This window comes from Microbacterium sp. GbtcB4, assembly GCF_019091465.1.
Taxonomy (GTDB): domain Bacteria; phylum Actinomycetota; class Actinomycetes; order Actinomycetales; family Microbacteriaceae; genus Microbacterium; species Microbacterium paraoxydans.
The window spans coordinates 109,325-123,156 of the sequence record NZ_JAGXJJ010000007.1 but is presented as its reverse complement, the minus strand read 5'-3'; the positions used below and the strand labels follow the sequence as shown (position 1 = coordinate 123,156).

At 72.3% G+C, this 13,832-nt stretch carries 12 protein-coding genes; 4 read left to right on the top strand and 8 right to left on the bottom strand.

All coding sequences use genetic code 11. The annotated features are described in order from the left end of the window. Positions 1-39: 39 nt before the first annotated feature. From KVS71_RS12610 to KVS71_RS12600, 3 genes are read right to left on the bottom strand one after another with little or no spacing between them, the layout of a single operon-like run. A complete protein-coding gene (locus KVS71_RS12610; RefSeq protein ID WP_217584716.1) occupies positions 40-1,458 on the bottom strand; it encodes a dihydrolipoamide acetyltransferase family protein in 1,419 nt (472 codons plus the stop codon). Then, positions 1,455-2,483 (bottom strand): alpha-ketoacid dehydrogenase subunit beta, encoded by a 1,029-nt coding sequence (locus tag KVS71_RS12605; protein ID WP_105949419.1) that lies wholly within the window; start codon positions 2,481-2,483, stop codon positions 1,455-1,457. The genes KVS71_RS12610 and KVS71_RS12605 overlap by 4 nt, the downstream gene beginning before the upstream one ends. Next, on the bottom strand, positions 2,480-3,592 hold the full coding sequence (locus KVS71_RS12600) for a thiamine pyrophosphate-dependent enzyme (protein ID WP_105949420.1): 1,113 nt from the start codon (positions 3,590-3,592) through the stop codon (positions 2,480-2,482). Before KVS71_RS12600 ends, KVS71_RS12605 begins: the two co-directional genes overlap by 4 nt. A 150-nt stretch (positions 3,593-3,742) precedes the next feature. Between KVS71_RS12600 and KVS71_RS12595 the strand changes: the two genes are divergently transcribed. The 4 genes from KVS71_RS12595 (at position 3,743) to KVS71_RS12580 (ending at position 8,974) form a co-directional block, all read left to right on the top strand. Then, the gene (locus KVS71_RS12595; protein WP_071327392.1) at positions 3,743-4,180 is read left to right on the top strand and encodes an Lrp/AsnC family transcriptional regulator; all 438 of its coding nucleotides are present in this window, start codon (positions 3,743-3,745) and stop codon (positions 4,178-4,180) included. A 163-nt stretch (positions 4,181-4,343) separates the two neighbouring features. Continuing rightward, complete coding sequence (locus KVS71_RS12590; RefSeq protein ID WP_217584715.1) at positions 4,344-5,954, top strand: HNH endonuclease signature motif containing protein; 1,611 nt, start codon at positions 4,344-4,346, stop codon at positions 5,952-5,954. A 48-nt stretch (positions 5,955-6,002) separates the two neighbouring features. Then, positions 6,003-7,481: an aldehyde dehydrogenase family protein gene (locus tag KVS71_RS12585; RefSeq protein WP_254635730.1), complete on the top strand. Its 1,479-nt coding sequence runs from the start codon at positions 6,003-6,005 to the stop codon at positions 7,479-7,481. A 2-nt stretch (positions 7,482-7,483) separates the two neighbouring features. Continuing rightward, a complete protein-coding gene (locus KVS71_RS12580) occupies positions 7,484-8,974 on the top strand; it encodes an FAD-dependent oxidoreductase (protein ID WP_217584714.1) in 1,491 nt (496 codons plus the stop codon). A 66-nt stretch (positions 8,975-9,040) separates the two neighbouring features. Here KVS71_RS12580 and KVS71_RS12575 read toward each other — a convergent pair whose 3' ends face one another. Genes KVS71_RS12575 through KVS71_RS12555 form a run of 5 tightly spaced genes read right to left on the bottom strand, consistent with a single transcriptional unit; the run spans position 9,041 to position 13,801 of the window. Next, positions 9,041-9,427, bottom strand: a complete 387-nt coding sequence (locus KVS71_RS12575) for a DUF202 domain-containing protein (RefSeq protein WP_254635729.1) — start codon at positions 9,425-9,427, stop codon at positions 9,041-9,043. Between the two features lie 13 nt (positions 9,428-9,440). Beyond that, complete coding sequence (locus KVS71_RS12570) at positions 9,441-9,797, bottom strand: YidH family protein (protein ID WP_025103854.1); 357 nt, start codon at positions 9,795-9,797, stop codon at positions 9,441-9,443. Positions 9,798-9,822: 25 nt separating this feature from the next. Beyond that, positions 9,823-11,466 (bottom strand): amidohydrolase, encoded by a 1,644-nt coding sequence (locus KVS71_RS12565; RefSeq protein ID WP_217584713.1) that lies wholly within the window; start codon positions 11,464-11,466, stop codon positions 9,823-9,825. A gap of 1 nt (position 11,467) precedes the next feature. Further along, positions 11,468-12,307, bottom strand: coding sequence for a molybdenum cofactor biosynthesis F family protein (locus tag KVS71_RS12560; RefSeq protein ID WP_217584712.1), 840 nt, complete (start codon positions 12,305-12,307; stop codon positions 11,468-11,470). Between the two features lie 39 nt (positions 12,308-12,346). After that, positions 12,347-13,801, bottom strand: a complete 1,455-nt coding sequence (locus tag KVS71_RS12555; protein WP_071327387.1) for an APC family permease — start codon at positions 13,799-13,801, stop codon at positions 12,347-12,349. Between the last annotated feature and the right edge of the window lie 31 nt (positions 13,802-13,832).

Here is a 13,832-nt window from a genome sequence, read left to right as displayed (position 1 = left end):
CGGCGCTCCGCCCACGAGGGTTCGCCGGCCGGGTCGACCTCAGACCCGCCCGAAGGCGCGGAGCGGATGCTCGATGAGCTCCACCACGCGGCGGAGGAATCCGGCCGCATACCCGCCGTCGCAGACCCGGTGGTCGAACACGAGCGAGAGCTGGACGATGCGACGCGGCACGATCACCCCGTCCACGACCCAGGGGCGCTCGATGATCCGGCCGATGCCGAGGATCGCGACGTCGGGGTGGTTGATGATCGCCGCGGAGCCGTCGACGCCGAGCCCGCCGTAGTTGTTGAGGGTGAAGGTCGATCCGCGGAGGCGCTCGGGCGGCAGCGTGCCGGTGCGCGCGGTGGCCGCGAGCTCGCGCAGGGCGACATCGAGGTCGGTGACCGTGAGCCGGTGCGCGTGCGGGACGACCGGGACGAGGAGACCGCGTTCGGTGTCGGCCGCGACGCCGAGGTTCACGCCCTCGAACGAGATCAGCTCGGAGCCGTCGTCGCTGAGCCGGGAGGCGAGCACCGGGTAGTCCTCCAGTGCCAGCAGCACGAAGCGCGCGAGCAGCGCCGTGATCGACGGGGCCTTCGCGCCCTCGGGAGCCATCTGCCCGCGGAGATTCCAGAGCTCGGTGGCGTCGACGTCGACCCACACGGTGGCCTCGGGGATCTCCGAGCGGCTGCGGGCGAGCCGGGCGCTCACGGTGCGGCGCAGCGGGGACAGGCGCTCGCGACTGCGAACCGGGAGGCCGTCGATCTCGCCGGTGGGAGCGGTCGCGGAGGTCGGCGTCGGGGCCGCGGCGACGCCGTCCACCGCGTGGTCCACGGCGGCGCGCAGCACGTCGGCGCGCGTGATCGCCCCGTCCGCTCCGGTGGGGGAGATCGCGTGCACGTCGAGGCCCAGGTCGCGGGCGAGGCGCCGCACGAGCGGCGACCGGACGGCGACCGGCGCGGGTCGCGCGGGCTCGCGGGAGGCCGGTGCGGGCGACTCCGGAGCGGTAGGGGCGGGGGCCGCCGGTGCGGGCGCTGTCGAGGCGGGTGCCGGTGTGGGGCGTGGTGCCGCGGGGCGACGTCGCCGACCCGTCGAGGCGGACGCGGAGGTGCCGTATCCGATGAGGACGTTGCCCGACCCCGCACGCTCCTCCTGCCGGTACGCCTCGTGCTCGGGCTGCGCGGCGGGGGCCTGCCGCGCGGACGCGGTCTCCTCGCTGCTGGGGTCGGCGACCTCCAGCACCGGGGCGCCGACGTCGATGGTGTCGCCGGGCGTGCCGTGCAGCGCCGTCACGACACCCGCGAACGGCGAGGGCAGTTCGACGACGCTCTTCGCGGTCTCGACCTCGGCGATGGCCTGATCGGTCGCGATCGTGTCGCCGACGGCCACCAGCCACTGCACGAGGCCGGCCTCGGTGAGTCCTTCGCCGAGGTCGGGGAGGCGGAACACGCGGGTTGCGGTCTTCACCGGGGTGCTCATACGTCGTCCTCCCAGTGCAACGTGTCGATCGCGTCGAGCACCCGATCGACGTCCGGCAGGTACCAGTGCTCGAACTTCGGCGGCGCGTACGGGGTATCGAACCCGGTCACCCGCCGCACGGGGGCTTCCAGGTACTCGAAGCAGCGCTCGAACACCCGGGCCTGGATCTCGGAGGCGACGCTGACGAATCCCGGGGCCTCGGCGATGACGACCGCGCGTCCCGTGGACCGCACCGCCGCGGTGACCGTCTCGTCGTCGAAGGGGGAGAGGGAGCGCACGTCGACCACCTGCACGCTGCGCCCTTCGCCCGCGGCGACCTCCGCCGCCTCCAGCGCGAGCGGCACGGAGGCTCCGTACGCGAGGAGGGTCACGTCGGAGCCCTCCCTGGCGATGCGCGCCGCGCCGATCTCCGCCGTCACCGCGGTGTCGACCTCGCCCTTCGACCAGTAGAGCTTCTTGGGCTCGAGGAAGACCACCGGGTCCGGCGAGGCGATGGCTGCCCGGAGCAGCGAGTAGGCGTCCTGCGGGGTGGACGGGCTCACGACGGTGAGGCCGGGCGTGTGCGCGTAGTACGCCTCGGACGAGTCGCAGTGGTGCTCGACGCCCCCGATGCCGCCGCCGAACGGGATGCGGATCACGAGCGGCATGCGCATCCCGCCGCGGGTGCGGTTGCCGAGCTTCGCGACATGGCTCACGATCTGCTCGAACGCGGGGAGGGCGAAGGCGTCGAACTGCATCTCGACGACGGGGCGCATCCCGTTCATCGCCATGCCGACGGCGGTGCCGATGATGCCGGACTCCGCGAGCGGGGTGTCGAAGCAGCGGTCCTCGCCGAAGCGGGCGGTGAGTCCGTCGGTGATGCGGAAGACGCCGCCCAGGGCTCCGACGTCCTCTCCGAACACGACCACGTCAGAGTCCGCGGCGAGGGCGTCGGCGAGGGCGCGGTTGAGGGCGGCGGCCATGGTCATGGTCGTCGTGGTGGCGGCGTCCGTCGCGACCGGCGTCTCGTGCTCGGCGATGGTCATCGGGGGCCTCCGGTCGTCATCGTCTCGGCGGGGTGGGAGCGGGCGATCTCGTCGCGGAGGAGCCGCCATTGCTCCTCACGCTGCGGCGAGCGGGTCGCGGTCACGAAGCGGAAGAGGTCTTCCGGGTCGAGCTCCGCATCGGTGTTCAGGGCGGTGCGCATGGCGGCGGCGATCTCCTCCGCGCCCGCGGCGAAGCGCGACTCTGCCTCGTCGTCCAGAGCGCCGGTCGCGGTGAGGTGCGCGCGCAGGCGGAGCAGCGGATCGCGGGCGAGCCAGGCCTGCACCTCCTCGCGTTGGCGGTAGCGGGTGTCGTCGTCGGCGTTGGTGTGCGCCTGCATGCGGTAGGTGTGCGCCTCGACGAGGGAGGGGCCGCCACCGGCGCGGGCGCGGTCCACGGCCTCCGTGAGCACCGCGAGGACCGCGGCCACGTCGTTGCCGTCGACGCGCTGCCCCGGCATGCCGTAGCCGACCGCCTTGTGGGCGAGGGAGGGGGCGGCGGTCTGCCGGGAGAGGGGGACCGAGATCGCGAACTCGTTGTTCTGGACGAAGAACACGACGGGCACGTGGAACACCGCCGCGAAGTTCATCGCCTCGTGGAAGTCGCCCTCGCTCGTCGCGCCGTCGCCGCAGAGCGCGAGCACCACGGTGTCCTCGCCGCGGTGCTTCGCCGCCTGCGCGAAGCCGACCGCATGCAGGAGTTGAGTCGCCAGCGGGGTGGCCTGCGGGGCGACGCGGTGCGCGCGCACGTCGTAGCCCGAGTGCCAGTCACCCTTGAGGAGCACCATCGCCTCCGCAGGCGCGACGCCGCGGGCGATCACGGCGACCGAGTCGCGGTAGGTGGGGAAGAGCCAGTCGGTGTCGCCGAGTGCCATCGCCGCGGCCACCTGGCAGGCCTCCTGGCCGTGCGACGACGGGTAGACCGCGAGGCGGCCCTGGCGCACGAGCGCGCCGGCCTGATCGTTGATGCGACGGCCTTCGACGAGGCCGCGGTAGGCCGCCAGCAGGACGTCGGCGGCGGGGAGCGCGTAGGCCTCGTCGGGGAGGGTGGTCCCGTCCTCGGCGATCAGTCGTACCGCGGTGTCTCGCGGGAGCATGTCGTGGGGGTGCATCCGTCCGCCTTCCTTGCCGAACTCGATGAGGACAGCATGCCGCGCGTGCGACAGTCATCCAAGATCCGTCGAGGGATCGTGGACGATTGCTCGAGACATGCCACAATGGCTTCCGAAATGTCAGGATTTCCCGGACGGGAGGGGGGTGCCATGGCGGCGCTGGACGAGACGGATCGCGCGATCCTCGCGGAGCTGCGGCGGGATGCGCGGGCGTCCATGACCGCGATCGCCGAGGCGGTGCACATCTCCCGCGCGGGGGCGCATGCCCGCATCAAGCGCCTCACCGATGCCGGAGTGATCACCGGCTACACCGTGCGCACCGACCCCGTGCTGCTGGGGCATCACGCGAGCGCGTACGTGACCCTCGCGATCGAACAGGCCACGTGGCAGGAGGTGAGCGCGCGGCTCCGGGCGATCCCGGAGATCGAGCACATGGCGCTCGTCGGCGGCGACTTCGACGTGCTGCTGCTGGTGCGCGCCAATGACGCCCGCGACCTGCGCCGCATCGTGCTGGAGGACATCCAGGCGATCCCGTCGATCCGCTCGACACGGACGATCCTGATCTTCGAGGACTTCGACCGGGCGTGACGGTCGTATCCCGTGACGGGGTCGTTGGGGTGCGGCGGTGGTGTGGAGAGGTGATTGCGCGTCTCTTCGCGTGCAGGAGGAGTCCTTCGCGCGTACTGGAATATCGCTCTGAGCAGGGGTAATCCGGCCTCGCAATGTCGGTGGCCCTCTGTTGAATCGTCGTATGGAAAGCACCCCGGCAGCGGTTCTCGACGACACGGTCGTCGCTCTCGACGCCGTGCTGCAGTCCGGCACCGTAGGCGCTCTCGATGCCGGGGCGATGATGGACCTGCTGCGGGTCGCGGGTGAGATCCAGCGACGCGTGGAGGCCGTGATCGTCGACGCGGTGGCGAGCGTCGATCCGCGTCCGGCGGGGTCCGGGGAACCGGCGTTCTGCGGACGGTTCGGCTGCCGCTCGATGAACGAGCTGCTGCAGCGTGTGCTCCGCACCGACGGCGCGTCCGCCGCGCGCCTGGTGAAGGCTGCGCGGTTGGTGCGACGCGAGGTCGATCTCTCCTCCGGGGAGTGGCTGCCGGCGCGGTGGCCGGCGCTGCGTGAAGCGCTCCTCGACGCGGCGATCGGCGTGACCGGGCTGCTGGCCGCGACCGGGCCGATCGAGCAGGCCGGCCCTCGCGTGCGCCTCGCCGACCGCTGGGAGGCCGACGCGTATCTCGCGGAGGTCGCTCGGGGTGAGGAGAGCGACGACGAGAACAGTGAGGATGACGAGAACGAGCCCGGTCCGGCGCCGACGCCCGAGGAGCTGCGGGTGCGGGCGCAGCTCATCGTGCAGTACCTCGACCCCGACGGCGCGGAGCCCGCGGAAGACATCGCGTTGCGCGCTCGCGGTCTGGTGCTGGGGCGCGCCAAGGACGGTGTGATCCCGGTCCGGGGCGCACTGCTGCCCGAGGTCGCGGGGCAGCTGCAGCGGATCTGGGACGCGTACCTGAACCCGAAGGTCGACGGGCCGCCGCTTCCCGGCGTGCACTTCGTGCCGTCCGCGGAACTCGCGGATGCTGAGTGGCGGCACACCGCGGTGTCTCCGGACGACGATGTGCTCCCGTCTGGCGACCCCGGCGGGATGGCCGACGGGCGCACGCGGGCACAGAAGCAGCACGACGCGCTCGCGGCGGCCCTGGGGATCGCGGCCCGGCACGACGACATGCCACGGCTGGGCGGTGGGGCCCCGACACTCGTGGTCACGGTCGGCGCCGAGGACTATGCCACGGGGCGCGGCTGGGCGCGGGTCGAGGGCGTCGAGACGCCGGTGTCGACGCGGGTGGCCGCACACACGGCGTGCGGAGGGACGGTCCAGCGGGTCGTGCTGGGGGCAGGCGGGAGGATCGTCGGGCTCGGGTCGAGCGACCGGATCTTCACCCCGGCGCAGCGCCGGGCGATCGGCGTGCGGGACGGCGAGTGCCTCATCCCCGGGTGTCACGTCCCCGCCGCCTGGTGCGAGATCCACCACGTCACGGAGCACGCGCACGGGGGCCCGACGCACACCGACAACGGGGTCGCGCTGTGCTGGCATCACCACCGCACCCTGGACACCTCGGGGTGGCAGATCCGCATGCGCGGGGGAGTGCCGCAGGTGCGAGGGCCGGCGTGGTGGGATCCGAGGCGACGATGGCGCATGCCGCGCCCGGTGTTTCCCGGCTTCACGGACCGGACGGGGGCCGATTCGCTCACAGGGGCCCGATTCGCTCACGCGGGACCGGCGCGGGAGCGCATCCTTCGCGCGGGGACATCTCCGGCGCGCTCCGCGACAAGTGCGGCGGGAAGGGCCGACCGAGAATGAGAAGAAGACCGGCGTCCGCGCCGTGACCCGCTCGAAGGAGAGACACCGATGTCCGATTCCGCCGTTCCCGTAGCCGTCGACCACGGACCAGCCGATTCCGCGGCCTCCGCCGCTGCGGCGCTGCTCGACCGCATCCAGGCCCCGCAGGGCGAGGGGCGCGAGATCCCCGACGCCGCGACGCGGGAGGTCATCGGACGCGCGCCCGTGGCCACGGTCTCCGACCTCGACGACGCCATCGCCCGCGCGAAGGCCGCGCAGCCCGCGTGGGAAGCGCTCGGACACGAGAAGCGGAGCGCGCTCCTCCTCGCCGCGGCCGACGCCATCGACGCGAACGCCGAAGGGCTCGCCTACCTCCTGTCGCGGGAGCAGGGGAAGCCGCTGAACGGCCCCAACGCGCGGTTCGAGCTCGGCGCCTGCTCGGCCTGGCTGCGCACCAACGCCACCACCGTCCTGGAGCCGCAGGTCCTCGTCGACGACGAGACGCTGCACGCCGAGCTCGTGTACAAGGCGGCCGGCGTGGTCGGCGCCATCGGGCCGTGGAACTGGCCGCTCATGATCACCATCTGGCAGATCGGGCCGTCGCTGCGCATGGGCAACACGGTCGTCGCGAAGCCCAGCGAGTACACCCCGCTGAGCGTCATGGCGATGCTCGCGGTGATGAACGACGTGCTGCCCGCCGACGTCCTCATCGGCGTCTCCGGCGACCGCGAGGTGGGTGCGCGCCTCTCCTCGCACCCCGACATCGCCAAGATCATGTTCACCGGCTCCACCGCGACCGGGCGCCGCATCATCGAGAGCTCCGCGGGCAACCTCGCCCGCCTCACGCTCGAACTGGGCGGCAACGACGCGGGCATCGTGCTCCCCGGCACGGACCCTTCCGCGATCGCGGAAGACCTCTTCTGGGGGGCGTTCATCAACACCGGACAGACCTGCGCCGCCATGAAGCGCCTCTATGTGCACGACTCCGTGTACGACGAGGTCGTGGACGCGCTCGCCGCCATCGCCGCGCAGGTGCCGATGGGGAACGGGCTCGACGAGGGCAACGTGCTCGGGCCGCTGCAGAACCGCCCGCAGTTCGACATCGTCAGTCGCCTCGTCGACGATGCGCGGAGCCGCGGCGCCCGGATCGTCACCGGTGGAGAGCCGGCCGCCGACCTCGGCGAGCTGTTCTACCGGCCCACCATCGTCGCCGACATCGACAACGACGCGGCGCTCGTGCAGGAGGAGCAGTTCGGTCCCGCGCTCCCCGTCATCCGGTACAGCGACGTCGACGAGGCCTTCGCGCTCGCGAACGCCCTCGACGTGGGTCTCGGCGCCTCGGTGTGGGCGAGCGACCCGGAGGAGGCCCGCGCCGTCGCAGCGCGCATGCAGTCCGGCACGGTGTGGATCAACTCGCACGGCGGGCTGCACCCGATGGTGCCGTTCGGCGGCGTGAAGAGCTCGGGCTACGGGCTGGAGTTCGGCGTCGAGGGGCTCAAGTCCGTCGCCGTGACCCAGGTCGTCTCCGGACCCGGCCGGAAGGCGTGAGCGTGACCGCGGCGAACAACGGTGCGGTGCGCTCCGCGATCGTCGTCGGGGCCGGTACGTCGGGCGCCATCGTCGCGCGGCGTCTCACCGACGCCGGTGTCGCGGTGACGCTCGTCGAGGCGGGCGGCTACGACACGAACCCGGCCATCCACGACCCCTCGCGGGCGGGCGAGCTGTGGCACTCCGCCGAGGACTGGGACTTCTTCACCGTGCCGCAGCCGCACGCGGCCGGTCGTCGGCTGCATCTTCCTCGCGGCAAGGTCACCGGTGGGTCGCACGCGCTGAACGCCATGATCTGGGTGCGCGGCGCGGCCTCCGACTACGACGCGTGGGAGGCGGCCGGCGCGACCGGATGGGGCTGGGCCGAGGTCGAGCCGAGCTACGACGCGATCGAGAACGACCTGCTGCCCGTGACCGATGACTACGCGCTCGCGCCCATCCAGGCCTCGATCATCGACGCCGCCGTGGAGGAGGGGCTGCCGCGCAACCCGAACTACAACGGGGGCACGCTCGACGGGGTCTCCCAGGAGCAGGTCACGATCAAGGACGGACGGCGCGTCAACACCTGGACCGTGTACGCGCAGCCCGTCGCCGACCGGATGACGATCCTCACCGGTCGCGCCGTCCACTCGGTGATCGTGCGCGACGGTCGTGCGGTCGGCATCCGGCTGGGGGAGGGCGACGAGACCGAGGAGGTGTTCGCGGACGAGGTCATCCTCTCGGCGGGTGCACTCGGCACTCCTGTCATCCTGCTCCGCTCGGGCATCGGTCCCGCCGACGAGCTGAGTGCGCTCGGCATCCCCGTCGTGCTCGACGCCCCCGCTGTGGGCAAGAACCTGCACGACCACCTCCTGTCGCCGGTCGTCTTCGCGACCGAGAAGAAGCCCGTCGGCCCGCCGCAGCCGGGGGTCTCCGTCACGCAGAGCCACCTGTTCTGGCGCAGCCGCGACGGCCTCGCGCAGCCGGACACGCAGCCCATCCACTTCTCCGTCCCGATGTGGGGAGAGCTCGAGCCGAAGGGCACCGACGGGTTCACGCTCATGGCGGGCCTGGTGACGCCGTACAGCCGCGGCGAGCTGCGCCTCACCGGTCCCGGCCTCGACGACCTGCCGCACATCGACCTGGCGGCGCTGGAGGATCAACGAGACGTCGATGCCCTGGCCGCCTCCGTGCGCCAGTGCCGCCGGATCGGCACGCAGCCCGCGCTCGCCGAGGAGTGGGGAGCGGTCGAGGTCTACCCCGGGCCGGACGTGGCGGACGACGACGTGGAGGAGTGGGTGCGCCGCACCGCCATCACCTATCACCACCAGGTCGGCACCTGTCGCATGGGCTCCGACCCGGAGTCGGTGGTCGATCCGCAGCTCCGGGTGCGCGGGATCGAGCGGCTCCGGGTGATCGACGCCTCGGTCATGCCGACCGTGCCCACCGGCAACACCAACGCGCCCGCGGCCATGATCGGCGAACGCGGCGCGCGGTTCCTCCTCGCGGACTGAGGGAGGGCGGCGAGGGGAGGCGGGGCGGTCACGGCATCTGTCGTGATCGCCCCGCGCTCCTGGGTGTCAGCGCGTGAGCAGCGTCACCGCCACGAGCGCGAGGGCGACGAGACCGAACCCGGTCGCGAACACCGTCAGCGCGAGCGGGAGTGCGCCGCCCGGCAGCGGCCCGCGCGCCCGCGCGGTGAGTACCGCGGTCGTCCGACGCTGCCGACGGCGAGCGGCGATCCAGAGCAGCGCCGCCGTGCCGACGCCCAGCACGCCCGGCACGAGGCCCCACCCTTCGGCGCCGCTCGGCAGTACGAGAGGAAAGACCCGCAGCGACAGCAGCGAGCCGACCGCGATCGCGAGGGCCGTGCGCCGCCAGGCCAGCTCCGTGCGCTCCGGCTGCAACCCGGGGTCGTACAGATCGGGCGCCGAGGTGTCGGGCACCGGAGTATCGGGGGCGGTCATCGGCAGGGCTCCGTCAGCGCCACAGCACCCCGGCGAGGACGAGCAGCCCCGTCGTCACCACGACCACCGCGAGCACCACCGCCGACAGCGCGCCAGGCAGCGGTCGTCCCTGCCGGAGAGCGCGTTCGGCCCGCATCCACTCGAACCAGGCGAGCGGCGCCACGGCCGTACCGGCGATCATCAGCAGCAGCGAGGCGGCCAGCCGGAACCCGGGGTGCAGGTCGAGGCCGAGGACCTCGAGCGCGACGCCACCCGCGATCAGCGCCAGGCCGGTTCGGGTCCACGCCAGGAACGTGCGCTCGTTGGCGAGGGAGAACCGGGGATCGGGCTCGTCCCCGACCCGGTAGACGGAGGCGGGGAAGCGGCGCATGCGCCCATCGTACGGCGCGGCGCGCTCAGCGCTCGTGCACCGCGCGCCCGGCGAACCATGTCGAGATGACCTCGGTGTGCACGATCTCCTCCGCCGGTCCGCCGATCGCATCCCGTTCCAGGATCACGAAGTCGGCCGACTTGCCGGGGGTCAGGGACCCGGTCTCGGCGCCGAGCCCCATCGCCGTCGCGGCGTTGATCGTGAAGACCTCCAGCGCCTCCTCGGCCGAGATCGCCTGCTCCGGCCACAGCGTGCCGGGGGCGCGGCCGAGCGGATCGGCGCGTGTCACGAGCCCCTGCAGGCCCTCGAGCGTGTTCGGCGACTCGCTCACCGGCCAGTCCGAGCCGCCGGCCACGAGGGCCCCGGCGTCGAGGAGTGCGCGGTTGGGCTGCGAGTGCTCGGCACGCTCTCCCAGCACGTCCGCGAGCGCCTGGGGGATGACGCCCGGGTACCAGATGAACGGGGAGATGTCGGCGGAGACGTCCAGCGCCGCGAGCCGGGGGATGTCGCTCTCCGCGAGGAACTGCCCGTGCGCGATCTGCACCGGCGTCGTGAAGCCCTCCGCGCGCAGGCGCTCGGCGGCGTCCAGCACGAGGCGTGCCGACCCGTCGCCGGTGCAGTGCACCTTGGCCCCGAGACCGCGCGCCGCGACGGCCCGGAGCCAGTCGGTGAGCTCGTCGAGGGTCATGGTCGTCTCGCCGTGGAAGTGCGCGCCGTGCACCGGATCCGCCGGATACGGGTCGAGGAACGAGGCGGTGCGGGCGGGCGGCACGCCGTCGAGGAAGATCTTCACGAAGTCGGGACGGTGGTGCGGCGTGCGGAACTCCTCGCCGCGGTCGAGCAGGGGAGCGCCGATGGGGTCGAACCCGAAGATCTCGTCGTTGATGAGGAGCGAGGAGACCACCCAGGCGTGCAGCTCGTCGGCGCGGTCGAGTCCGGCGAGCGCGGCGAGGATGTCGACGGAGACCCCGGCGTCCTGGAACGCCGTGATCCCAAAGGAGTTCAGCAGCTCGATGCCGCGGCGAGACGCGGCGGCGTGCTGCTCCGGCGTGAGTCCGCCGCTGCGGTCGTACGCCTCCTGCACCGGGATGCCGGCGGCTTCCAGGAGCACGCCGGTGGGCGTGCCGTCGTCGGGGTCGAGCAGCGTCACCCCGGAGGTCGGGATGCTGTCCGCCGTGATGCCGGCCAGCTCCAGGGCCCGGGTGCTGGCCCAGCGGTTGTGGCGGGAGTCCTCCATGAGCGCCACCGGCCGTCCGCCCGCTGCCTCGTCGAGACGCAACCGCGTGGCGGTGTTGGCGAGGGTGGGAAGCAGGGTCGTGGCCACGGCGCCGCCGACGATCCAGGCGTCCTCGGGCAGCGCCTGCGCCTTCTCCCGCACCCGGTCCAGGATCTCGTCGAGCGTGAGCGAGGGGGCGAGCGACAGTTCGAACAGCTCGGTCCGTCCGGCGAGCGCGTGGTGGTTGTGCACGTCGACGAACCCGGGGTAGACCGCCGCGTCGCCGACCTCGACCAGCCGCGTGCGACGGCCGCGGAACGCCTCCACGTCGGCGCGGTCGCCGACGGCGAGGATCCGTCCGTCTCGTACGGCGAAGGCCTCGGCACGCGGACGGGCGCGGTCCGACGTGCGGATCACGGAACCGGTGACGATGAGGTCGGCGACGTCGGTCATGTCAGGCGTCTCCGAAGGTCGCGGGCTCGAGCGACGGGGTGTGGTGGGTGGTCGACAGCAGGCGGCCGTGTGCGCCGAACGTGAAGTGCGTGGGCACCTCACCGCTCTCGTCGAGTCCGAACAGCACGCCGTGGGAGCGGATCGCGTTCACGTCGCGGTGGTCGGCGATCGTGACCGAGGCGCACGGGATCACCTTCTCGCGCCACGCGAAGACGTAGATCCCGGGGCGCACCTCCCACACGCTGTTCTCGTCGGTGTCGGCGAGCCCGCGCTCGGGACCGGCCAGGCACTGCCACGAGTACCAGCGCGGGGAGAGGTACACGTGCTCGTAGGCGTGCTCCTCGCTGTAGACCCACTCCACCCGACGGCCGATGAGTGTGGTCGTGGGGGCGGCCTCGGCGCCGGTGACGTCGGCGCCCTCGATGGTGCCGGGGGCGAAGTGGTGCTGCACGCGGGTGCGGCCCTGCTCGGGCGCGGGGAGGATCTCGGAGATCACCGCGAGGGAGCGTCCGTGCCGCAGGTCGAGGACGAGCGAGACGGCCTCGTTCGGGAGGTAGCGGTGGTGGAACTGCACGAAGTAGAGCTCGTCGTCGACCTTGAACGCCTCGTAGTCGTCGGTGTCGGACGCGGCCTCCGTGGGGTCCTCGGCGCCGGGCTGGTACTCCCAGGCGACCGTCGAGTCGTCGAAGCGGTGGACGATGCGCGTGCCGCGGTCGTCGACGACGGCGATCTCGCGACCGCTCAGGGCGGTGCTGTGCGGGGCCTTGTTGGCGTCGAAGCCGGGGGCGAGTCCTTCCAGCGGCAGCCAGGTGGAGGTGTCAGCGGGGTTGAGGGTCGTCATGGGATTTCCTTCCTTCGGAGAACGGGGTCGGCGCGGGCGTCAGCGGTCGCTGAACCGCTCCAGGTCGGTCGCGAGACCGTCGTAGACGGCGGGCTTCGCACGGCGGAGGTAGGCGGCGTAGACGATGCCGCCGATCAGGGCGAGCACGAGCAGGAGCGGCATCAGACGGATCGCGAGCTCCTCGGAGCCGGCGACGATGTTGAAGTTCACGATCGCCAGGATCGAGATGGCCGCGATGCCGAGGAAGCCGATGCCCGGAGCGATGAACGTGCTCCACCACCGAGGGTCGTTCCGGCGCCGGAAGTACACGACGATCGAGATCGCCGCGAGTCCCTGCAGGATCAGCACGCTGAGGGTGCCGAAGCCGAGCATCGCGGGCACGAGCGTGACGATGGGATCGGCACCGGCGAGGGCGAACAGGATCGCCACGATCGCCGCGAAGCCGGCCTGCACGATGCCCGCGAGCTGCGGGGCGCCGTTCGGGCGGGTGCGGGCGAGGGCCTGCGGGAGGATCTTCGCGCGTCCCAGCGAGTACAGGTAGCGGGTGGCGGAGTTGTGGAAGGCGAGCATCGCCGCGAACAGGCTCACCAGGAGCAGCACCATCATCACGGTCGTGAGCGGTCCGCCCAGGTACTGCTGCGAGAGCGAGAAGATGAGGTCGCCCGTGGGCAGGTGCTCCAGCGCCGTGGCCTGCGCCTGCGCGACGCCGGTCGCGCTCACCACGGCCCAGGTCGTGACGCCGAGGATCACGCCGATCGCGATGATCGAGGTGTAGGTCGCCCGCGGGATCGTGCGCAGCGGCTGCTTGGCCTCCTCGCTGAAGAGCGCGGTGGCCTCGAACCCGAGGAAGCCGGTCGCCGCCAGCAGCAGGCCGATGGGCAGCGAGCCGGAGAACACGGCCTCCGGGCTGAACGCCGCCACGTCGTAGCCGGTCTGCACGAGCACCGAGATGTCGAACACGACGAGCATGAGCACCTCGAGCACGAGGCACACCCCGAGCACCTTCGAGCTGAAGTCGACGCCGATCCGGGCGAGCACGAAGCAGACGACGATCGACAGCAGGCCCCAGACGAGCCAGTGCACGTCGAGCCCGGTGAGGTCGCGGATGATCGTCTGCATGAAGAAGCCGCTGGTGCCGATCGTGCCGACCACGAAGAAGTTGTAGCCGAGCGTCGCGATGAGGCCCGCGACGAGTCCGCCGGTGCGGCCGAGGCCCTTCACGACGAAGGCGTAGAAGCCTCCGGCGTTCACGAGCTGCTTCGACATCTGGGCGTAGCCGATCGCGAACAGCAGCAGGATGGCCGCGACGAGGAAGAACGACATCGGGGTGCCGCCGCCGTTGCCCAGCGCGATGGCGAGGGAGGCGACGACGACGATCCCGGTCAGCGGCGCCACGGCGGCCAGGACGAGGAAGACGATGCCCGCGACGCCGAGGGCGCCGGGGCGGAGGGAGGTGTGGTGCGGCGTCGTGGGTGCGGAGGTCTGCTCTGCCACGTCGGCTCCTTTGCTCGGGTGACGGCCGTGT